The sequence below is a fragment of the Streptomyces platensis genome, assembly GCF_008704855.1.
GTDB lineage: Bacteria > Actinomycetota > Actinomycetes > Streptomycetales > Streptomycetaceae > Streptomyces > Streptomyces platensis.
Window position 1 is genome coordinate 5458502 of record NZ_CP023691.1, and the last position, 19852, is coordinate 5478353.

Here is a 19852-nt window from a genome sequence, read left to right on the forward strand (position 1 = left end):
CTCAGCGCATCTGGCGCGGGCGGGGCACGTTCCCCCGGCCCTGCCCGCGCCGCTCCCTCCTCCTTGCGCCTAAGCCGGCGCCGCTCTCGCGGATGTGGTTGCGCGGGGTGGGGGTGGAGCAATTTTCGCTTCGGTCAAAGAAATGCCATTGCCCTTGGTTGAGTGCGGGTCAGTGGTAGATGACCACCTTGGTGCCTGGTCTGACCGTGTTGAAGAGGGGGGCCAGCGCTTTCTTGTCGCGGACGTTGACGCAGCCGTGGGAGGCGCCGCGGTAGCCGTGGGCGGCGAAATCCGCGGAGTAGTGGACGGCCTGGCCGCCGCTGAAGAACATCGCGTAGGGCATGGCCGTGTGGTAGAGCGTCGAGAAGTGATGGCGGCTCTTGAAGGTGATGTGGAAGGTGCCCTCGCGGGTGGGGGTGTACTGCGAGCCGAAGCGGACATCCATCGCCGAGACGACCCGGCCGTCGACCACCCAGGCGAGCGTGTTGCTCCGCTTGCTGATGCAGATCACCCTGCCCCTCATACAGCGCGGATCGGGGACGCCGATCGGCTGTGCGGTGGGCGGGTGGAGGTGTGTCCGTGACGGCCGGCCGGTCTGTTTGCGCAGGGCACGCCAGGTCGCGGGCTGCACGGTGCCCGTACGGGGCAGGCCCTGCCGCCGCTGGAAGGCGCGGACCGCGGTGGTGGTGACCGAGCCGTAGTAGCCCGTCGGGGTGCGGCCGAACAGGCCCAGCTGGGCCAGCCGCGCCTGGAGTTCGCGGACCTGCGCACCGCGCGAGCCCGGCGCCATCAGTGGTCTGGGGGTTCTTGCGGGGTGCGGGGTGTGGGCGGGGCGCGGCTTGGTGGCGTGCCGGGCGGGTGGCATGTGGCGGCCGAGGGGTGGAGGAGCGGGAGTGGTGGGGGCGTAGCGGACGCCCTTGCTGTCCGGGGCGCCGGCCCCGGTCACCGTCACCGGACGGCAGCCCACTGCGAACGCCGCCACCACCAGCACCGCGGCCACCGCCGGCGCCGTACGTCTTCCCCTGCTCCGCTGCATGCGCAACCCCCGGATCTCGGCGGCCCGACCGGCCATCGGTGACTCTTCCCAGTGCTGCGCGGCGGCGAACCTGCGGGCATGCTGTGAGCAAGGCGTAAACCCGGACGAACCGGTCACCCACTGGGAGGCGTACCCCCATGGCGCACGAGTCGGGCAGTGTGCGGCACAACGAGAGCGGTCTGCCCATCGAGCCTGTGTACGGGCCGGCGGCGCTGGACGGCTGGGACCCGGAGCGCCGGCTCGGCGCGCCCGGCGCCTACCCCTTCACAAGGGGGGTCTATCCGTCGATGTACACCGGGCGGCCCTGGACGATGCGGCAGTACGCCGGCTTCGGCACCGCGCGTGAATCCAACGCCCGCTACCGGCAGCTGATCGCCCACGGCACGACGGGGCTGTCGGTCGCCTTCGACCTGCCGACGCAGATGGGGCACGACTCGGACACCCCGATCGCCTCCGGCGAGGTCGGCAAGGTCGGGGTGGCCATCGACTCCGTCGAGGACATGCGGGTGCTGCTCGGTGGCATCCCGCTGGACAAGGTGTCGACGTCGATGACGATCAACGCACCCGCCGCGCTGCTGCTGCTCCTCTACCAACTGGTGGGGGAGGAGGAAGGGGTGGCGGCCGGTCAGCTGAACGGGACCATCCAGAACGATGTGCTCAAGGAATACATCGCACGGGGCACCTATATCTTCCCGCCGCAGCCGTCCCTGCGGCTGACCGCGGACATCTTCCAGTACTGCCGGGCCGAGATCCCCCGGTGGAACACCATCTCCATCTCCGGCTACCACATGGCCGAGGCGGGTGCCTCGCCCGCGCAGGAGATCGCCTTCACGCTCGCCAACGGCATCGCCTATGTACGGACGGCCGTTGCCGCCGGCATGGATGTGGACGACTTCGCGCCCCGGCTCTCTTTCTTCTTCGTCTCGCGCACCACGCTGCTCGAAGAGGTTGCCAAGTTCCGTGCCGCGCGCCGGATCTGGGCCCGGGTGATGCGGGAGGAGTTCGGGGCCACGAACCCCAAGTCGATGATGCTGCGCTTCCACACCCAGACCGCGGGCGTGCAGCTCACCGCCCAGCAGCCCGAGGTGAACCTCGCCCGGGTCACCGTCCAGGGGCTCGCCGCCGTGCTCGGCGGCACCCAGTCGCTGCACACCAACTCCTTCGACGAGGCCATCGCGCTGCCCACGGACAAGTCGGCCCGGCTCGCGCTGCGGACCCAGCAGGTGCTCGCGTACGAGACCGATGTGACCGCCACCGTCGACCCGTTCGCCGGGTCCTACGCCGTCGAGTCGATGACCGATGACGTGCAGGAGGCCGCCGTGGCCCTGATGCGGCGGGTCGAGGACATGGGCGGCGCGGTGGCCGCCATCGAGCGGGGCTTCCAGAAGGACGAGATCGAGCGCAACGCCTACCGCATCGCGCAGGAGACGGACGCCGGCGAGCGCGTCGTGGTCGGCGTCAACCGCTTCCAGCTGGACGAGGAGGAGCCCTACGAGCCGCTGCGCGTCGACCCCGCCATCGAGGCCCAGCAGGTCGAACGCCTCGCCACCCTGCGGGCCCGCCGCAACCAGCGCACGGTCTCCACAACCCTCGGCGACCTCCGAAAGGCCGCCGAGGGCACCGACAACGTCCTCTACCCCATGCGCGAGGCACTGCGCGCCCGGGCAACGCTGGGCGAGGTGTGCGAGGCGCTGCGGGGGGTGTGGGGGACTTATGTGCCGACGGATGCGTTCTGAGCGGCGTCGGGCAGCACGCCGGAGATCCGCCACAGCTTGCCCTGCCGGTTGCTGACGTAGATCAAGCCGTGCTCGCGGTCCAGCCCGAGGCCGCAGACCGTGCCGAGCCCCTCGGCCACCACGCGCTGACGGCCCTTGGCCTCGCCGTCAGCCACGACGACCTCATGCAGCTTGCTGCCGCTCGTATCGGAGACGTATGCGTTGACCGCGCCGTCCAGCGCTACGCGGACGCTGTACCCGAGATTGGTGGCCACGGTCTGCGGTGCGTTGCCGTCTGCCGTCAGGTCGACCTCGTACAGCCCGTTGCGGTCGTACTGGCCGACGTACGCCTTGCCCCCGTTCAGCGCTACTCCGGCGGCCCTCGGAACGTCCCAGGTGCGCAGCTTCTTCGCCGGTTCGCTGTTCAGGTCGTACTCGATCAGCTTCCCGCCGTCGTAGTCGGCGACGTAGGCCTTGTTGCCCTGGAGGTCCAGCGCAACGCCGTACGCTCCGACGCCCTCGGTGCCCGTGACCGGGGAGGTGGCGCGGTCGGACAGGTTCACCCTGATCAGGCGCTTGCCGCTGTAGTCGGCGACGTAGGCCTTGTTGCCCGGCAGGTCCAGCGCCACATCGTTGACTTCGCCCAGCTTCTCCAAGACCCAGTCCGGGTTGCCGTTGGCGAGATTCACCTTGTGCAGCTTGCCGCCGTTGTACCGCTCGGTGACGTACGCCTTTTGGTTCTCCAGGTCCAGCGCGAGGCCATCGGCCGTCCCCAGCCCGGTGGCGAGCGCGAAGGGAGCCTCTTTCGGGCTCTCTTGCTCTTCGCTGCCGCCCTTGTGAAGAGGGTGTTGCTTCATATCGAAGTCAAGTTTTTCAAGCTCGAATACCTCGTGCACCCCGGCGAGGGTGGAAACGAGCTCGGCTTCCCCTTTTTGCGTAAACGGCTTGCCTTTATCGGTCAAGTCGAAATCCTCCGTAGCGGTAGCGGTCTCAGTCCCGCCGAGCTTCCATGCAATCACCTTGGAGTATTTCGGTTCCTTGGCTTGTGGGCCCTCTGGACTGGTCTCCTTGACCTCTACTGGCTCGGGGTAATACAAAGCGACCCACCCGCCAAAGGAGATAGGGAATTCGTAGTCGAACCTCCGCACCTGACGTCGTTGCGTGGCCAGGACGTCTACCCGGCTGCCGATTTTCCCACTCAGCGTGGACGATGTTTTGAACGCAGTGGTCAACGAACCGCTGACAGAAGCAGTGATCCCAAGCATCAGCTGCGCCGACAATTCCCCGGTGCCCGTTGCGGTACTCGTGGCTGTTGTCGTACTCGTCGTTTGTGACTGAGACTCTGCGTCAACGCCCTGATTGTCTTTGCTGTTCTTCAGGGTAGTCTTCTCGGATTGGTTCATCGCCATGCTCTTCTGCAGTTGCTGCTGCAGTGATGCAGTGGTTTTCGCCCCGAAAGTGAGCTGCACCTGCCCCTGGAGTGACCAGCTGATGGTGTTCGAAATCGAGAATTCGACAGTGTGCGACCAATCCATGGGGATGGGGTCGGTTCGATTGACGTACGTTTGCTTGGAGATCACGTCAGGAGGGGGCTGTGCAATGTCGCTTCGTTCTTCGATGAGCGGTACACCCACCGTCATATAGGCGCGCCACCCGCGTTGGTGTGCCGCATCCTCCCCATCGGGAAAGTCGCCGAATCGGCCCTTGTTCAAGGAGAACCCGGTGGGGGCGATATACCGGTCCTTCCCCTCTGCTGTTTTCTTCTCGGCCTTCCTCATCAGTTTGTCCTTGTTCCGCTCCAGGATGGCAGCGGTCTTGTCGGCGATTTCGAGCTCCTTCAGGTTTCGCCCGGTCAGTGGGTGGCGGATGAACCGTTCGCCCAGATGAGTGGTACTCACGTTGTTTTTGGTGGCGCCGCCCATGTCTTCCAGCCTCCCTGCGTAGCAGAACTCAGTGATTTTTCAGTGATGGTGTGTGAGTGGTTTCCAGCCTGGCGTGACCGAATGAGAAGTCGTCAGGCTGCCGAGCGGGGCCGTTGCTACTCGGCCCTCACCACTCGACCGAACCATCGCTACGCCGTTTGACGTTTTTGGCCGACTTTTGGTTTTCCTTTTTCAGTTCTTCCAGCCTTTCGTCGCCGGCCTTTGGCTGGTCTTCGTCCCTGATCTCCACCTCCACCTTCTTGAATGCCTCATCCTTGGCCGAAGACGCCATGTCGGATGTCGATTCGGGGTTTTCGCTGGCTTCCCGCTGCTTGGTGGCTGCCGTCTGGGTGTTCTTGAACAGGGGGGCGAGGAAGTTGTTCATTACGGCGAGTGCCTCAGGCGATGTCTCGCGGATAATCTTCGGGTCGCGCGCGGCTTCGGGAATTCCGTCGTAGAGCTCCGGATCGACGCCTTCTCGCTCGGGCCAAGCGCCGGGAATTTTTTCATTGACATTTTGTGCGGAATCTTCGGCGGACTTGGCTTCATTCCCGCCGCTGTCGAAGATGTTCTTGAAGGTCATGAAATTCCCTCCGGATCCTTTTGGTGTGCTGTGTGCACCAAGATCTTCGCGTGCCTGCCTACCCCTGCGGTGATCGGTCTATCCGGCTCGGTGCTGCGGTTTCTCGCCCGTCATCCGACGGTGGGCCGGCAGTGACGTTTTTCTGGAACGCCGTGACGGCTGGAACTGATCGCCGCTTGGTTTTACATTGAACGATGCTCTGAAATGGCCTCGCCTATGACCTGCAACGACCAACTTGGAGGGGCCGCTTCAGTACGTCATCGAACTTCAGATGACGTTGAGTCCTGGCCAATTCGGTGGTCCCCCACAGGGGGCCGAAACTGGTGGGTCTCCTGCTTATTGGTCGGGTGCGAGTGCCGAAAGTGGGGGACACGCGTCGCCGGCGGCCGCGGTGCACCCGGAGCCCGGCCCGCTCGCCCCGCAGGCGCCGGCAGCCTGTGAGTCCCGGGGCGGGCTGCGTCAGACTGTGGGCATGTTGTCACCCCGCCGCGCGTGCCCCATCTGCACCCGAGAGATCGCCGTCGTCGGCGGGCGCTTTGCCCGCCATGACCCGCCCGGGCGGCGGACGGTGCTGGAGCTGATTTCCTGTCCGGGCTCGCGGCGGATCGCGCCGATGATGGCCCCGGCGGAGAAGCTCTTCGATCCGGAGGAGCCGCCGATGCCGGGTCAGCAGCCGTTGTTCTGAGGCAGGCAGGCAGGCAGCCGGCCGCGGGTGGTAATTACGGCGCCAGGACGTCCAGTTCGGCCATCGCGCCGGCGGTGATCTCGCGGGTGAGTGACTCCGCGCGTGCCGCGTCGCCGGTTCGTACGGCCTCCGCGACCTGTACGTGGAGGGTGACCGCGGCCGGGTCGGGGTCGGTGAACATCACATGGTGCTGGGTGCGGCCGGTCAGGACGGCGGCGACCACATCGCCGAGGCGGGCGAACATCTCGTTGCCGGAGGCGGTCAGGACGACGCGGTGGAAGGCCGTGTCGTGGACGAGGTAGGCGTCGAGCTGCTGGCCGCGTGAGGTGGCGACCATGCCCATGGCCTGTTCGGTGAGTTCGGCGCACTGCTGGGGGGTGGCGTGCCGGGCGGCCAGGCCCGCGGCGACCGGTTCGATCGCCGAGCGCAGCACGGTCAGGGACCGCAGCTGGCGGGGGCGGTCCCGGCCGGCCAGCCGCCAGCCGATCACCCGCGGGTCGTAGACGTTCCACTCCTCGGTGGGGCGGACGGTCACTCCCACCCGGCGCCGGGAGGCGACCAGCTGCATGGATTCCAGTACCCGGATCGCCTCGCGGATGACCGTGCGTGAGACGTCGAAGCGCTGCTCCAGCTCGTCCGTACGCAGGATCGTGCCCGGAGGGTAGTCGCCCGCGGTGATCGCGGGACCGAGGGACTCCAGCACGCGGGCGTGCAGTCCCTTCCCCTCGTTTTCCATGGGGCAAGCCTACGTTCCCGGTCTCGGCGAATTAAGTATGACGTTTGCATCACAGGCTCTTGAATACGTCGTACCTAATGGGTTTCAGTGGGGGCCGCACGAGGTCGATGAAGACAGCGAGGTACCACGGGATGAGCACCCCCGACGTGATCGTCGTGATGGGCGTGGCCGGCACCGGCAAGACCACGATCGGCCCGCTGGTCGCCGACGCACTGGGCGTCCCGTACGCCGAGGGTGACGACTTCCATCCGCCGGCCAACATCGCCAAGATGTCGGCCGGCCGCCCGCTGGACGATGCCGACCGGGGCCCCTGGCTGGACGCCATAGGAGCCTGGGCGCGCGAACGGGCCGGGCACGGCGGGGTGGTCAGCAGCTCCGCGCTCAAGCGCGCCTACCGCGACCGGCTGCGTGCCGCCGCCCCCGGCCTCGTCTTTCTGCACCTCACCGGTGAGCGCGCGCTGATCGAGGAGCGGATGGCCGGGCGCACGGGCCACTTCATGCCGACCGCGCTGCTGGACTCCCAGTTCGCCACGCTCGAACCGCTCGGGCCCGACGAGGCCGGTGTCCTCGTCGAGGTGTCCGGCTCCCCGCAGGAGATCGCCGGGCGGGCGGTGGCCGCACTGCGCGCGAGGGACGTCGCGGGCGACTAGGCCCCCCTCACCCCAACTCCCCCCACAGGTAACGCAGCACCCCCTTCCCCCTCCGTCGAACCAAGGGAATCGCCGTGACACATCTCAGCGTCGAGATGCTCGCAGCGGACGCGGCCGAGCCGATCACCACGGCCGGTCACGCGCAGCTGGGCATCGCCGTCCTGGCCGGCATCGCCGTCATCGTCCTGCTCATCACCAAGTTCAAGCTGCATGCCTTTCTGTCGCTGATCATCGGCTCGCTGGTGCTCGGCGCGGTGGCCGGTGCACCCCTCGACAAGACCGTCACCAGCTTCTCGGCGGGCCTGGGCACGACGGTCGCGGGCACCGGCGTACTGATCGCGCTCGGTGCGGTGCTGGGCCGGCTGCTCGCCGACTCCGGCGGTGCGGACCAGATCGTCGACACGATCCTGGCGAAGGCGGGACGCAAGGCGATGCCCTGGGCGATGGTGCTGATCGCCGGGATCGTCGGGCTGCCGATCTTCTTCGAGGTCGGCATCGTGCTGCTGATCCCGGTGGTGCTGCTGGTCGCCAAGCGCGGCAACTTCTCGCTGATGCGGATCGGCATCCCGGCGCTGGCCGGACTCTCCGTCATGCACGGGCTGATACCCCCGCACCCCGGGCCGCTCGTGGCGATCGACGCGGTCGGCGCGAACCTCGGAGTGACGCTCGCGCTCGGCGTGGTCGTCGCCATCCCGACCGCGATCATCGCCGGCCCGGTCTTCTCCCGTTACGCGGCCCGCTGGGTCGACATCCAGCCGCCCGAGAACCTGGTGCCCGAGCGCGCCTCCGACGACCTGGAGAAGCGGCCCGGCTTCGGGATCACCGTCGCGACCGTGCTGCTGCCGGTGGTGATGATGCTCGCCAAGGCGCTGGTGGACATCGTCGTCGACAACCCCGGGCACCAGGTCCAGAAGGTCTTCGACGTCATCGGCTCGCCGCTGATCGCCCTGCTCACCGCCGTCATCGTCGCGATGTTCACGCTCGGCCGGGCGGCCGGATTCACCCGGGGCCGGATCGCCGCCACCGTCGAGAAGTCGCTCGGCCCGATCGCCGGGGTGCTGCTGATCGTCGGTGCGGGCGGTGGCTTCAAGCAGACGCTGGTGGACGCCGCTGTCGGCCAGATGATCATGGACGTCTCCAAGGGCTGGCACCTCTCCGCGCTGCTGCTGGCCTGGCTGATCGCGGTCACCATCCGGCTCGCGACCGGCTCCGCGACCGTCGCCACCATCTCCGCCGCCGGGCTGGTCGCCCCGCTCGCCGCGGAGATGAGCACCCCGCACGCCGCGCTGCTGGTGCTGGCCATCGGCTCCGGTTCGCTGTTCTTCAGCCATGTCAACGACGCCGGATTCTGGCTGGTCAAGGAGTACTTCGGGATGGACGTCGGCCAGACGCTGAAGACCTGGTCGGTGATGGAGACGCTGATCTCGGTGGTCGGGATCGTCTGCGTCCTGCTGTTGTCGCTGGTCCTGTAGGGCCCCGGTCCGGCGTCGGGCCGCTGTTCTTTCCGGGCGGATCGCCGCCCCGGGCGCCACACCCCCCACGGGCGCCTGTCCCCGGCACGAGGCCGTACGAGCGGACATCCGCTGGTACGGCCTCGTGCGCATACGGTCAGCCGGCCGGCTGCGGGACGGCGGTGCCGACGCAGGCCGCGAGGGCCGCGGCCACCTGCGCCGTCGCGTCCTCGGCCGGTGCGGCGAGGGCGAGATAGCCGTCGGGGCGGATGAGGAGAACGGCCGGGTCGCTGCCGTAGGCGTCGCGGACATGGCCGTCGGTGTCGACCAGATCGGGGTCCGGGCCGCCGACGCGGACGAGGCGCAGCAGCGCCGGATCGGCCGGCAGCGTGCTGGTGTCGAGGTCGGTCGCACCGAGGGTGAGCAGGGTGAAGTGCGGGCCCCGGAAGGCGTCGAAGAGCCGGGTGGGGGTGCCGTCGGCCGTGGTGCACGGGGCGTCGGGGGCCCGGTCGCCCGCGCGGGGCACGCCCTCGGGGACGTCCGTGCGCAGCTCCCGGGTCAGCGGGCTGTCGGGGTAGCCGATGCCGAGCTGGTGCAGCTCGCGGCCGCGGCGCAGTGAGCCGGAGCGGTGCAAACGGGTGCTGGTGTCGAGGATGCCCTCGGCGATCGGCCGGCGTTCGGCCTCGTAGCTGTCGAGCAGGGTGTCGGGGGCGCCGTAGCGCAGCACCTGGCCGAGCTTCCAGCCGAGGTTGTAGGCGTCCTGGACGCTGGTGTTCAGGCCCTGGCCGCCCGCCGGGGAATGGATGTGCGCGGCATCGCCGGCCAGGAAGACCCGGCCGTCGCGGTAGGCGTCGGCCAGGCCCGCCTTGGGGCGGTAGAGGGAGGACCACAGGACCTCGCGGATCTGCCCGGCGTCGAGGTCGGTGTGGGCCGCGAGTTCGGCGCGGACCGCCTCGGGCGAGGTGTCCGTCGAGTGGGTCATCATCATGGTCTGGAAGTAGTCGGTGCCGGCGAGCGGGAGCAGGGCGACGAACCGGTGGTCCGGCCGGACCCAGCGGTGCCAGTGGTCCCGGTCCAGGCCGTCCACCCGGACATCGGCGAGCACCGCGGCGCCCGGGGGCAGTGACGGTCCGCTCATCCCGATGCCCAGCGCCCGGCGTACGGTGCTGCGCCCGCCGTCGGCGGCGACCAGATAGGCGGCGCGCACGCTGCGCTGCACCCCGTCGGAGCCGCGCAGCGTGGCCGTGACCCCCTCCGCATCCTGGGTGAACGCGGTGAGTTCGGTGCCGAGGAGCACCGTGCCGCCGAGCTCCCGCAGCCGTGCTTGCAGCACCTCCTGGGTGCGGAACTGCGGCACCATCAGGGTGTTCGTGTACGGCCTGGCGGGTGTCGGGGCGACCCGCTCGATCATCTCGGCGGTCCGGGCGATCTTGCCGTCCTCCCAGAAGCCCACCGTCGGGTAGAGCCCGCCGACCGCGCGGATCGCGTCCAGTACCCCGAGGTCGTCGTAGACCTCCAGGGTGCGCGGCTGCGCTCCGGTGCCGCGGGCGCCGGGCGAGAGGCGGTCCTGCCGCTCGATGAGCAGGGCGCGCAGACCGCGTCGGGTGAGGTCGATGGCGAGGGCGAGGCCGGTCGGGCCGGCTCCGGAGATCAGTACGTCGACGGTCGTGGGGAGGTCGCCCGTAACACCGGCGGGCTCCTTAACGTTGTTAAGTTCCATGTTCCGAGCATGGCCTTAACGGTGTTAAGTTGTCAACATGGTTTCGCGTATCGACCGGCGACAGGTTGTCGACACCGCTCTGCGGCTGCTGAACGAGGTCGGCCTCGACGGGCTCACCCTGCGGCGCATCGCCAAGGAGCTGAACGTTCAGGCGCCCGCGCTCTACTGGCACTTCAAGAACAAGCAGGAGCTGCTCGACGAGATGGCCACCGAGATGTTCCGGCGGATGACCGTGTCGTGGAGGGGGGAGGGCGAGGCGGCCGGTGCCGGCCGGACCTGGCAGGAGACCCTCTGCGACACCTGCCGGGGCATGCGCCGCGAACTCCTCGGCTACCGCGACGGCGGCAAGGTCTTCGGCGGCACCCGGATGACCGACACGAGCTTTTCCGGGCCGCTGGAGAATCTCCTCGGCCTGCTCACCGGCGCGGGCTTCACGCTGCGACAGGCGGCGCAGGCGTGGTGGACGGTCTACAACTTCACCATGGGCCTGGTGATCGAGGAGCAGTCGGTCCATCCGGACCCCGGTGCGCCGCAGCACCGCGATCCGGCCTACGACATGGAACTGCGCGCGGAGCAGATCGGCACGGGCCATCCGCTGGCGAAGGCGGCCGGCGAGGAGATGTTCGGCGACATCGAGCGGAACTTCGAGGCCGGGCTGCGCCTCATCATCGCCGGAATCGAGGCGACAGCCCGTACGGAACCGCGGAGTTGAGCCGGGGGACGGTCAGCGGCGCGGGTCGATCGACCGCTTCAGCACCGGCGTGAGCGGGCGCTCTATGAAACGGTGCAGCACCCAGGCAAGCAGCAGCATCAGCCCCACGGTCAGCGGCAGCGTCGCGTAGGAAGGCAGCCCGGCGCCCTGGTGCAGCGCCCGCACCGCGACCCAGCCCAGATGCTCGTGCACGAGGTAGAAGGGGTAGGTCAGCGCGCCCGCGACGGTCAGCCAGCGCCAGTTCGCCCAGTGCAGCTTGCCCAGGGCGACGGCTGCGACCAGGGCGAAGCCGAGCGTGACGACGGCGATGATGACCGCCGTCGAGCGGTAGGAGAATGCGGTGGCCGACGGTGCGTGCCACAGGCCGGCGACCGCGTAGTGCTGGCCGATCAGCCAGCTGACCAGCACTATCGCCCACGCGATCGGATCGCGGGCGCCGTAGCGGTGCAGCAGATACAGCCCGATGCCGCCGATGAAGAACGGGGCGTACTCGGGCATCAGGACGGTGTCGAGGAAGGGCTCGTGGGCGGCCTGGGCTACGGCGGCGGCCAGCGTCCAGCCCGCGCAGAAGAGCACCACCCGGCCGCGGGTGGCGCCGGGCAGGACGACACAGAGCGCGAAGAGTGCGTAGAAACGCATCTCCGCCCAGAGGGTCCAGCACACCCCCAGCACCCGGTCCACGCCCAGCGGCTGCTGGAGCATGGTCAGGTTGGTCAGCACCTCGCTGGGCGGCAGTGCCTTGTAGGCGACCCAAGGCAGCGCGAAGACCGCGGTGATCAGCAGGATCGCGGCCCAGTAGGCGGGATAGAGACGGGAGACCCGGGAGGCGATGAAGGCCCGGAGGGTGCGCCCCCAGCCGCTGAGGCAGATCACGAAGCCGCTGATCACGAAGAAGATCTGGACGCCCAGACAGCCGTAGGCGAACAGCGGGGCGGCGGTGGGGAATTGCTGGGCGGGCGAATCGCCCCAGGCCTGCGCTATCTCGCCGCCGCGCCCCCCGAGGTGGTACCCGGCGACCATCAGGGCGGCGAGCAGCCGCAGCCCGTCGAGGGCGCGCAGCCGCGACGGACCGCGGCTGCGCCCTCGTATGACGGGCTGTGGTGCCTCGGTGACGAGGTCCGGCGCGGCGGGCGGCGCACCGGACGTCAGCTGGGGGGCGGCGGTCATCCGAACGCGGCCCGCTTCTTCAGCCGCCGCTGCACCGCACGCGCCCGGCGCGCGACCCGGCGGACGGTGGCATTGCGCGGAATGAACGACAGCTGCGACGGGATCGCCCCGGGCAGTGCCAGCGCGGTCAGCCGGCGGCGCTTGAAGTAGCGCCGGGTGAACGTGTCGAGATGGGTCGCGAGATAACGCTCGGCGGACGGCCGCAGCTGCGGATAGATCTGGTGCTGCATCGCATAGCCGACCGCGGTGACCAGGCCCTCGATGCCCTCGGCGGTGGCATACGCCCGCGGGTGCTCGCTGCGGTCGCCCAGGTCCGGCACCAGCGCGTCCACGATCGTGACCGGCATCCGGTTGCTGTTCTGGTACGGCGACAGCCGCTCCAGCAGCAGTCCGGTGCCGGTCCGCGCCGTCGGCAGCCCGTAGAAGGTGGCGGCCGTCAGCAGCGCGGTGGAGAAGCAGCCGACGACCAGCGCGGGCCGCATCCGCTGGTAGAGCACCTCGGCCAGCACGGGGCTGTCCAGCACGGTCAGCGCGATGTCCAGCTTCTCGGCCTCCCGCTCCAGCAGCCGCGACCAGCGGGCCGGCGCGGACGGGTGCGGCTTGAAGACGATCTCGCGGTGGCCGCGCTCGGCGGCGCCGCGCACCATCCGCACATGCAGCTCCTCTTCCTCCTCGGGAGTGAGGATGCCCAGCGCGGAGAGGTACTGGCCGAGCAGCAGCGCCGCCCCGTCCGGGACCTCCAACGGGCCACTGGCGTCCGAGAGTTCGGCCAGCACCTTGGTGAAGGCGTCGGTCGGCACGGTCTGCGGCGGAACATCGAACTCGGTGAGCAGCAGCGGCGTCAGGCCCGGCACCAGGTCCAGATGCAGCAGCCGGCTGATCCGGGTGCCGATCAGCGGATCGAGCTTGTTACGGGTCGGGCCGTAGCTCATCAGGCCGTCGGCGTAGACATCGATCGGCGCGTCGGGGAACAGCTGGGCGAGCGCCAGCGCCGGGTTGACCTGGATGGACTCCACGACCAGCTCGACGCGGTCGTCGCCCAGGCCCCACAGCAGCCGCAGATGCCGCTCCCACAGCGGGACGTCGTCCGCGCGCGGCGACCAGCCGCCGGGGTGGAACGGGCTGATCGTCTCGTTCCACGACAGCACCCGGTCGAAGCGGCCGCGCAGCTGCGCGAAGCCGGGCATGGTGTCCAGCGACGCGGTGGTCTCCGGGGTCGTCGCGTTGTTGCTGAGCAGCAGCAGCCGGCGCTCGGCCGGGGCGAAGCAGTCGGCGTCCAGCGCGGCGGCGAGGGTCGCCGCGCCGTAGAGCGTGGATGCCATGAAGATCTGGGTACGGGGTCGGGTGGACATCAGGCGACGACCTCCGCCGTGGGGGTACCGCCCTGCTCGAGGGGAGCCGAGAGCGTGGGGGAGGGGCGACGGCGCAGCCGCCGCAGCCGGGACGCGCGCTGCACATCCATCGAATCCAGGGCTTCCTTCAGTACGTCCTGCGGCATGCGTTTCATGGCCGCGGCGCTCATCGTGCGCAATTTACGGGCGACCTGCGGTTCGAAGCGTTCGATCGAACCGAGGTGGTGGGAAATGATCGCGCAATAGGTGCGCACCGCTTTCGGCAGCAGAAGATCCGCATCGCGGTCCTGTGCCGTTTCCTCGATCACCTGATCGAAGGCGCGAATGAAGTCCAATTGCCGCACGTCACCGATCTGGGTCAGGGAAGAGGCCACACCGCGCCGGTAGAAAACACCGAGCAGTCCGACCACCGCCATGGACTTCGCCTCGCGGTGCAGCCGCCAGATCCACGGGCGGTCCTCCGCGGTGCGCAGCCCGTCCTTGAAATGCAGTACCCCGTCGTCCAGCAGCCGCCGGTGGTACATCCCGGCCCAGGCGTACGCGTAGTCGACCGAGGTGGAGCGGTCGGCGGGCAGGATCACCTCGCGCGGGTCCATCGCCACCCCGCGCCGGCCGTGCGGGACCCGGTGCACGGTGCGCGCGCGGGCGGTGCACTGGACATGGTCGGTACGGACGAAGTCACATCCCAACTCCTCGATGGTGGAGAGGAGTTCGGGGTAGTAGCCGGGCGCGAGCCAGTCGTCGCCGTCCAGGAAGGTGACGTACTCGCCGCGGGCCTCGTCCAGGCCGGTGTTCCGGGCGGTGGCCAGGCCGCCGTTCTGTTCGTGCCGCAGCAGTCTGGCACCCGGCAGCTCGCGCTCGGCGCGCGCGAGAATCTCCGGGGTCTCGTCGCGGGAACAGTCGTCGACGAGCAGGAATTCAAAGTCCTCGCGGGCATTGGCCGCCAGGCTTTTCAGGGTGTCGGGCGCGTATGTCTGCACGTTGTAGAACGGCACGATGACGGAGAGCTTAACCACCCGGGTGACGTTAGGTGCGGAGGCGGCATTCGTCTTTACCGGGTGCGGACCTCAAGGTGAACGAAGAATGGCGGGATGGTTAACCAGGCCGACTATCGGGCCGGTTCGCCATTCGTCGACCCGCTGTTAACCCTTTGTTGCGGCCCAGTTGGCCCGTCCAACGAAATGCCTTCCTAGCGTCTTGGACGTGCCATCACGTACCAACTCTTCGCCGCGGGTCGCCGTACTCGCCGACTCGGATACCCGGTGGAAATGGGGCGCTTTGACAGCGTACCGAATCCAATCGGACATCCGGCTCGACGGCTACCTTCTCCGCGGCCGCGCCACTCCCACGGTCCGCCAGCTCGACGAGGTCGGCGCCCGTGCGGACTCGCTGCGCGAAATCAGGGGCGTGGATTTCGTCCGGTCCATCGACCGTACGCGCTACGACGTCATCGTGCTGGCCTGTGTAGGCGGAGCGGTGCAGGCGATGCTGCACGGCCTCGCCCACGCCTGGCGAGACGCGGACACCCGTCCCGTCGTCGTCACCGGCTATGTCGGTGTCGTCTACGAGAAGCTCGCCGACGGGCTGCTGCTGCGGCACGGCGCGGATGTCGTCCTCGCCAACTCCCGGCACGACGCGGACCGGTTCCGCGAGGTGTACCGCGGGGTCGGCGCCGATGACAGCGGTGTCGTCGAATGCGCCCTGCCGTTCCTCGGCGGCGCGCGCTACACCGGCGCGCACAGCCCCTACACCGTGGTGTTCGCCGCCCAGCCGTCCGTCCCGGAGAGCCGCGCCGACCGCACCTACCTGCTGCGCAGAGCGGTCGAGCACGCCCGCCGGCACCCGGACCGGGAGGTGCTGATCAAGCTCCGCAGCAAGCCGGGCGAGCACACCACCCACATCGAGGAACTGCCCTACCAGAAGCTCGCCGCCAAGGCCCCCGGCGGACTCCCCGCCAACTGCCGCCTGGTGTACGGCAACATGGGCGAGGTCCTGGACCGCACCGACCTGCTGGTGACGGTCAGCTCGACCGCCGCCCTGGAGTCGCTGCACCGCGGCATCCCCACCGCCGTCCTCACCGACCTCGGCATCCGCGAGATCCTAGGCAACCACCACTTCCTCGGCTCCGGCTGCCTGGCCTCCTGGGACGAGCTGGACGCCGGACACCGCCCGGAGCCGGACCCGCGGTGGCTGGCCCGCCAGGGCGTCGCCGCGGACGGTGACTACGAGCAGGCCTTCGACGCGGCCCGCGCCCGGGTCAGCGCGCTGCGCACCGCCGATCGCCTCCCGGCGATCACCCCGTACTACACACCCCGCACCGCCCCCGGCTACCTCCCCGGCATCCTCGCCCGGCACGGCCTGGACCCGCACGGCGAGCCGATCGCCGGCCACGCGGACGCCCCCGAGGAGACCGGCGGACTGCGCCGGGTCGCCCGCGAGACGGTCCGCGAGGCCGCCCGCGGCGCCTATCGCCACGGCGTCCAGCGCGTCGCCCCCGCCATCCGCCGCTGGGGACAGCTGTGACCACCCCGGTCAGCTCCCGGAAGGAGCCCGAAATGCCGCCGAACCCGCAGAGCAGCCCCCCGACCGTGGTGGCCGTCATACCCGCCCGCGGCGGATCCAAGGGCGTGCCCGCCAAGAACCTCGCCGCCGTCGGGGGAGTGCCCCTGGTGGCCCGCGCGGTCCGGGAATGCCGTGCCGCCCGCCTGGTCACCGATGTCGTGGTCTCCACCGACGACGCCGGGATCGCGGCCGCGGCCCGCGGCGCCGGAGCGGTCGTCGTACGGCGCCCCGGCGACATCGCGGGGGACACCGCCACCAGCGAGGCCGCCGTCCTGCACGCCATGGACGCCTACGAGGCCGAGCAGGGCGCGTCGGTCGACGCGGTGCTGCTGGTCCAGTGCACCAGCCCGTTCATCGTCCGCGAGGACATCGACGGGGTGGCCGCCGCGGTCGTCGAGGGCGGCGCCGACAGCGCGCTGACCGTGGCCCCGTTCCACGGCTTCGTCTGGCGGGACGCGGCCGAGGACGCGGGCCTGGACACGGCGGACACCGGCAGCCCGGCCGATGCCACGCTCCCGGCCGGCGGCTACGGCGTCAACCACGACAAGTCCTTCCGGCCGCGCCGCCAGGACCGCCCCCAGGACCTGCTGGAGACCGGCGCCGCCTACGGCATGGACGCGGCCGGGTTCCGCGCCGCCGGCCACCGGTTCTTCGGCCGCACCGAACTCGTGCGCACCGACCCGGCCCGGGTGCTGGAGATCGACGACCCGCACGACCTGGCCCGCGCCCGCGCCCTGGCACCCCTGCTGGACGCCCCGCGGCCCGGCGCCCTGCCGACCGTCGACGACATCGACGCCGTCGTCCTCGACTTCGACGGCACCCAGACGGACGACCGGGTGCTGATCGACGCCGACGGACGGGAGATCGTCGCGGTCCACCGCGGCGACGGCCTCGGCATCGCCGCGCTGCGCAAGGCGGAGCTGAAGCTGCTGATCCTGTCCACGGAGACCAACCCGGTCGTCGCCGCACGGGCCCGCAAGCTCCAGGTCCCCGTCCTGCACGGCATCGACCGCAAGGACCTCGCCCTCAAGCAGTGGTGCGAGGAAGCGGGCATCGCGCCCGAGCGCGTGCTCTACGTCGGCAACGACGTCAACGACCTCCCGTGCTTCGACCTCGTCGGCTGGCCCGTGGCGGTCGCCGGGGCGCACGACGTGGTGCGCGGCGCGGCCCGCGCCGTCACCGCGACGCCCGGAGGCAGCGGCGCGATCCGAGAGATCGCCGCCTGGCTGCTGGGCCCGTCCCTGTAACCCACCCAGACCCCACCTCCACACACCCCCTTATCAACGCGAAGGAACCTCCCCATGAGCACCAACTCCCGCCTCCGCACCCTCGGCAACCGCGAGGCCGGCCCCGGCCGCCCCGTCTACGTCACCGGTGAGATCGGCATCAACCACAACGGCGACCTGGAGAACGCGTTCGCGCTGATCGACGCCGCCGCCGACGCCGGCTGTGACGCGGTGAAGTTCCAGAAGCGCACCCCCGAGGTCTGCACCCCCCGTGACCAGTGGGAGATCGAGCGCGACACCCCCTGGGGCCGGATGACCTACATCGACTACCGCCACCGCGTGGAGTTCGACGAGGACGGCTACCGCGCCATCGACGAGTACTGCAAGAAGCGCGGCATCGCCTGGTTCGCCTCCCCGTGGGACGTCGAGTCCGTCGCCTTCCTGGAGAAGTTCGACGTGCCCTGCTACAAGGTCGCCTCCGCCTCGCTCACCGACGACGAGCTGCTGCGCGCCATGCGCGCCACCGGCCGCACCGTCATCCTCTCGACGGGCATGTCCACCCCCAAGCAGATCCGGCACGCCGTCGAGGTCCTGGGCAGCGAGAACATCCTGCTCTGCCACGCCACGAGCACCTACCCGGCCAAGGCCGAGGAGCTCAACCTCCGCATGATCAACACCCTTCAGGACGAGTACCCGAACGTCCCGATCGGCTACAGCGGCCACGAGACCGGTCTGCAGACCACCCTCGCCGCGGTCGCCCTCGGCGCCACCTTCGTCGAGCGCCACATCACCCTCGACCGCGCCATGTGGGGCTCCGACCAGGCCGCCTCCGTCGAGCCCGGCGGCCTGTCCCGCCTGGTCCGCGACATCCGCACCATCGAGGAGTCCCTCGGTGACGGCGTCAAGAAGGTCTACGAGAGCGAGCTCGGCCCGATGAAGAAGCTGCGCCGCGTCACCGGCGTGGTCGCCGAGGCCGAGGCCGCCGAGCCGGCCGCCGTCTGACCGCCCGGCCGACGAACCGACGGGAGCCAAGGTGACCTCACCCGAAGGGACCCGCGCCGTGCCCGGCACGCCCGGCGCCGAGGTTCCGCCCCCGGAGACGACGGATACTCCCGCCCGTCGTCTCCGGGGGGTGCCGCGGCAGCGTCACCGGACCGCACGCTCCGGTGAGCCGCGTACGGGCGCCCGGGACACCGGCACCCTCGCGTTCGTCGAGAGCCCGGTGCAGCTGCTGAACGTCCTGGAGTGGGCGCACACGGCACAGGCCACCGGGCTCACCGTCGTCGTCCTCTCCCCGCACGACCCCATGACCCGCGGCCAGCTGCGGCGCATGGCCGAACTCGCCCGCGACGAAGGCCATACGGTGCGCTGGGAGGAGGCCCGCGGCGGCCCGACCGCGCCGATGCGCACCATCGGCGGCCTCACCCCGCTGCTGCGCCGCGCCCGCCGCGTCGTCATCGGCGACCCGTTCTCCCGCTACGTCCAGCTGCTGCTCTCCCTCGCCAGGGCGCGCGACCTGGTCGTGGTCGACGACGGCACCGCCACCATGGAGTTCATCTCCCAACTCGCCCGCGGGGAAAAGCTGGTGCGCTGGCACCGCAACGGCAGCGGCCGCGGCGCACGGGACCTGATCTTCGCCCCGTTCTCCGCCACCGCCCGGCGCCGGCTCACCCCGGCTCCCGAGGGCGGGCGGCGCACCGTCGGCCTGTTCAGCTCGATGCCCGTCGAGGCGCCCCCGGGCGTCGAGGTCACCACCAACGAGTTCGCCTGGACCCGGGGCCGCTTCGGCCCGCCCCGGCTCACCCGCGCCGCCGACATCGTCGGCACCTCGCTGGTGGAGACCGGGGTCGTGGACACCGAGCGCTATCTGGCCGCGGTCGGCAGCCTGGCCCGTACGCACGGCGCCACCCGCTACTTCGCGCACCGCAAGGAGAGCACCGAGAAGCTGCGCCGGCTGGTGGCCGAGACCGGGCTGGAGATCGTCCGGCCCGATCTGCCGCTCGAACTGATCGCCCGGCGCGGCCCCATCGGACGGCTGATCGTCAGCTTCCCCTCCACCGTGGTGCACACCCTGCCGCTGGCGCTGCGGGGGACGGAGGTCAAGGTCGCGGTCTGCGACATCGATCCGGAGTGGCTGACGGCCAACGCCTCACCGCGGGCCCAGGGTTTCCTCGACGGGGTCACCGGCACCGCCCGCGACGTGCAGCGACTGCCGTTCACCCAGCCGATGGCCGCCGGATGAAGGAGCGCGGGAAGCCCTACTGCATACCCGTCGCATAAACCATCCATGCGCCGAGCGGCCTGATTTTCTTCCCCTAACGGGCTGAACTTTTGT

The 19852-nt window shown here is 69.8% G+C and carries 17 protein-coding genes; 9 read left to right on the forward strand and 8 right to left on the reverse strand.

All coding sequences use genetic code 11. The features are described from left to right. Positions 1-169: 169 nt before the first annotated feature. A complete protein-coding gene (locus tag CP981_RS24275) occupies positions 170-1072 on the reverse strand; it encodes a L,D-transpeptidase family protein (protein ID WP_425282158.1) in 903 nt (300 codons plus the stop codon). A 101-nt stretch (positions 1073-1173) separates the two neighbouring features. Between CP981_RS24275 and CP981_RS24280 the strand changes: the two genes are divergently transcribed. Next, positions 1174-2772: an acyl-CoA mutase large subunit family protein gene (locus CP981_RS24280; RefSeq protein ID WP_085924778.1), complete on the forward strand. Its 1599-nt coding sequence runs from the start codon at positions 1174-1176 to the stop codon at positions 2770-2772. Here the strand turns inward: CP981_RS24280 and CP981_RS24285 are convergent. Continuing rightward, the gene (locus tag CP981_RS24285; protein ID WP_085924777.1) at positions 2748-4673 is read right to left on the reverse strand and encodes an LVIVD repeat-containing protein; all 1926 of its coding nucleotides are present in this window, start codon (positions 4671-4673) and stop codon (positions 2748-2750) included. The genes CP981_RS24280 and CP981_RS24285 overlap by 25 nt on opposite strands. 127 nt (positions 4674-4800) lie before the next feature. Then, a complete protein-coding gene (locus CP981_RS24290) occupies positions 4801-5256 on the reverse strand; it encodes a hypothetical protein (protein WP_085924776.1) in 456 nt (151 codons plus the stop codon). 472 nt (positions 5257-5728) lie between these two features. Between CP981_RS24290 and CP981_RS24295 the strand changes: the two genes are divergently transcribed. Beyond that, positions 5729-5941: a hypothetical protein gene (locus tag CP981_RS24295; RefSeq protein WP_085924810.1), complete on the forward strand. Its 213-nt coding sequence runs from the start codon at positions 5729-5731 to the stop codon at positions 5939-5941. A 34-nt stretch (positions 5942-5975) separates the two neighbouring features. Here CP981_RS24295 and CP981_RS24300 read toward each other — a convergent pair whose 3' ends face one another. Continuing rightward, entirely contained in the window at positions 5976-6677 is a 702-nt protein-coding gene (locus tag CP981_RS24300; RefSeq protein ID WP_085924775.1) for a FadR/GntR family transcriptional regulator, read from the reverse strand. 131 nt (positions 6678-6808) lie between these two features. Between CP981_RS24300 and CP981_RS24305 the strand changes: the two genes are divergently transcribed. Next, positions 6809-7327 (forward strand): gluconokinase, encoded by a 519-nt coding sequence (locus CP981_RS24305; protein WP_085924774.1) that lies wholly within the window; start codon positions 6809-6811, stop codon positions 7325-7327. A gap of 74 nt (positions 7328-7401) precedes the next feature. Further along, entirely contained in the window at positions 7402-8799 is a 1398-nt protein-coding gene (locus tag CP981_RS24310) for a GntT/GntP/DsdX family permease (protein WP_085924773.1), read from the forward strand. A 136-nt stretch (positions 8800-8935) separates the two neighbouring features. Here CP981_RS24310 and CP981_RS24315 read toward each other — a convergent pair whose 3' ends face one another. After that, on the reverse strand, positions 8936-10498 hold the full coding sequence (locus tag CP981_RS24315; protein ID WP_085924772.1) for an FAD-dependent monooxygenase: 1563 nt from the start codon (positions 10496-10498) through the stop codon (positions 8936-8938). 37 nt (positions 10499-10535) lie between these two features. Between CP981_RS24315 and CP981_RS24320 the strand changes: the two genes are divergently transcribed. After that, positions 10536-11210 (forward strand): TetR/AcrR family transcriptional regulator C-terminal domain-containing protein, encoded by a 675-nt coding sequence (locus CP981_RS24320; protein WP_085924771.1) that lies wholly within the window; start codon positions 10536-10538, stop codon positions 11208-11210. Positions 11211-11222: 12 nt separating this feature from the next. On the opposite strand, the gene CP981_RS24325 is transcribed toward CP981_RS24320, so the two are convergent. Genes CP981_RS24325 through CP981_RS24335 form a run of 3 tightly spaced genes read right to left on the reverse strand, consistent with a single transcriptional unit; the run spans position 11223 to position 14745 of the window. Beyond that, positions 11223-12377 (reverse strand): acyltransferase family protein, encoded by a 1155-nt coding sequence (locus CP981_RS24325; RefSeq protein WP_085924770.1) that lies wholly within the window; start codon positions 12375-12377, stop codon positions 11223-11225. Next, a complete protein-coding gene (locus CP981_RS24330; protein WP_085924769.1) occupies positions 12374-13729 on the reverse strand; it encodes an alpha-2,8-polysialyltransferase family protein in 1356 nt (451 codons plus the stop codon). Before CP981_RS24330 ends, CP981_RS24325 begins: the two co-directional genes overlap by 4 nt. Continuing rightward, positions 13729-14745: a glycosyltransferase family 2 protein gene (locus CP981_RS24335; protein WP_085924768.1), complete on the reverse strand. Its 1017-nt coding sequence runs from the start codon at positions 14743-14745 to the stop codon at positions 13729-13731. Before CP981_RS24335 ends, CP981_RS24330 begins: the two co-directional genes overlap by 1 nt. A gap of 187 nt (positions 14746-14932) precedes the next feature. Between CP981_RS24335 and CP981_RS24340 the strand changes: the two genes are divergently transcribed. The 4 genes from CP981_RS24340 to CP981_RS24355 are packed head-to-tail and all read left to right on the forward strand — an operon-like array spanning position 14933 to position 19759. Further along, positions 14933-16252 (forward strand): DUF6716 putative glycosyltransferase, encoded by a 1320-nt coding sequence (locus CP981_RS24340; RefSeq protein ID WP_341873687.1) that lies wholly within the window; start codon positions 14933-14935, stop codon positions 16250-16252. A gap of 32 nt (positions 16253-16284) precedes the next feature. Beyond that, positions 16285-17538: an acylneuraminate cytidylyltransferase gene (locus CP981_RS24345; RefSeq protein ID WP_085924809.1), complete on the forward strand. Its 1254-nt coding sequence runs from the start codon at positions 16285-16287 to the stop codon at positions 17536-17538. A 54-nt stretch (positions 17539-17592) separates the two neighbouring features. Continuing rightward, positions 17593-18519: an N-acetylneuraminate synthase family protein gene (locus CP981_RS24350; RefSeq protein ID WP_085924766.1), complete on the forward strand. Its 927-nt coding sequence runs from the start codon at positions 17593-17595 to the stop codon at positions 18517-18519. 31 nt (positions 18520-18550) lie between these two features. Next, positions 18551-19759, forward strand: a complete 1209-nt coding sequence (locus tag CP981_RS24355) for a hypothetical protein (RefSeq protein ID WP_244329773.1) — start codon at positions 18551-18553, stop codon at positions 19757-19759. The last annotated feature ends 93 nt before the right edge of the window (positions 19760-19852 follow it).

Excerpts from the sequence above, each read along its gene's own strand:
- CP981_RS24275 (WP_425282158.1), bottom strand. The coding sequence starts at position 1,072 with ATGGCCGGTCGGGCCGCCGAGATCCGGGGGTTGCGCATGCAGCGGAGC.
- CP981_RS24280 (WP_085924778.1), top strand. The coding sequence starts at position 1,174 with ATGGCGCACGAGTCGGGCAGTGTGCGGCACAACGAGAGCGGTCTGCCC.
- CP981_RS24285 (WP_085924777.1), bottom strand. The coding sequence starts at position 4,673 with ATGGGCGGCGCCACCAAAAACAACGTGAGTACCACTCATCTGGGCGAA.
- CP981_RS24290 (WP_085924776.1), bottom strand. The coding sequence starts at position 5,256 with ATGACCTTCAAGAACATCTTCGACAGCGGCGGGAATGAAGCCAAGTCC.
- CP981_RS24295 (WP_085924810.1), top strand. The coding sequence starts at position 5,729 with ATGTTGTCACCCCGCCGCGCGTGCCCCATCTGCACCCGAGAGATCGCC.
- CP981_RS24300 (WP_085924775.1), bottom strand. The coding sequence starts at position 6,677 with ATGGAAAACGAGGGGAAGGGACTGCACGCCCGCGTGCTGGAGTCCCTC.
- CP981_RS24305 (WP_085924774.1), top strand. The coding sequence starts at position 6,809 with ATGAGCACCCCCGACGTGATCGTCGTGATGGGCGTGGCCGGCACCGGC.
- CP981_RS24315 (WP_085924772.1), bottom strand. The coding sequence starts at position 10,498 with ATGGAACTTAACAACGTTAAGGAGCCCGCCGGTGTTACGGGCGACCTC.
- CP981_RS24320 (WP_085924771.1), top strand. The coding sequence starts at position 10,536 with ATGGTTTCGCGTATCGACCGGCGACAGGTTGTCGACACCGCTCTGCGG.
- CP981_RS24325 (WP_085924770.1), bottom strand. The coding sequence starts at position 12,377 with ATGACCGCCGCCCCCCAGCTGACGTCCGGTGCGCCGCCCGCCGCGCCG.
- CP981_RS24330 (WP_085924769.1), bottom strand. The coding sequence starts at position 13,729 with ATGTCCACCCGACCCCGTACCCAGATCTTCATGGCATCCACGCTCTAC.
- CP981_RS24345 (WP_085924809.1), top strand. The coding sequence starts at position 16,285 with ATGCCGCCGAACCCGCAGAGCAGCCCCCCGACCGTGGTGGCCGTCATA.
- CP981_RS24350 (WP_085924766.1), top strand. The coding sequence starts at position 17,593 with ATGAGCACCAACTCCCGCCTCCGCACCCTCGGCAACCGCGAGGCCGGC.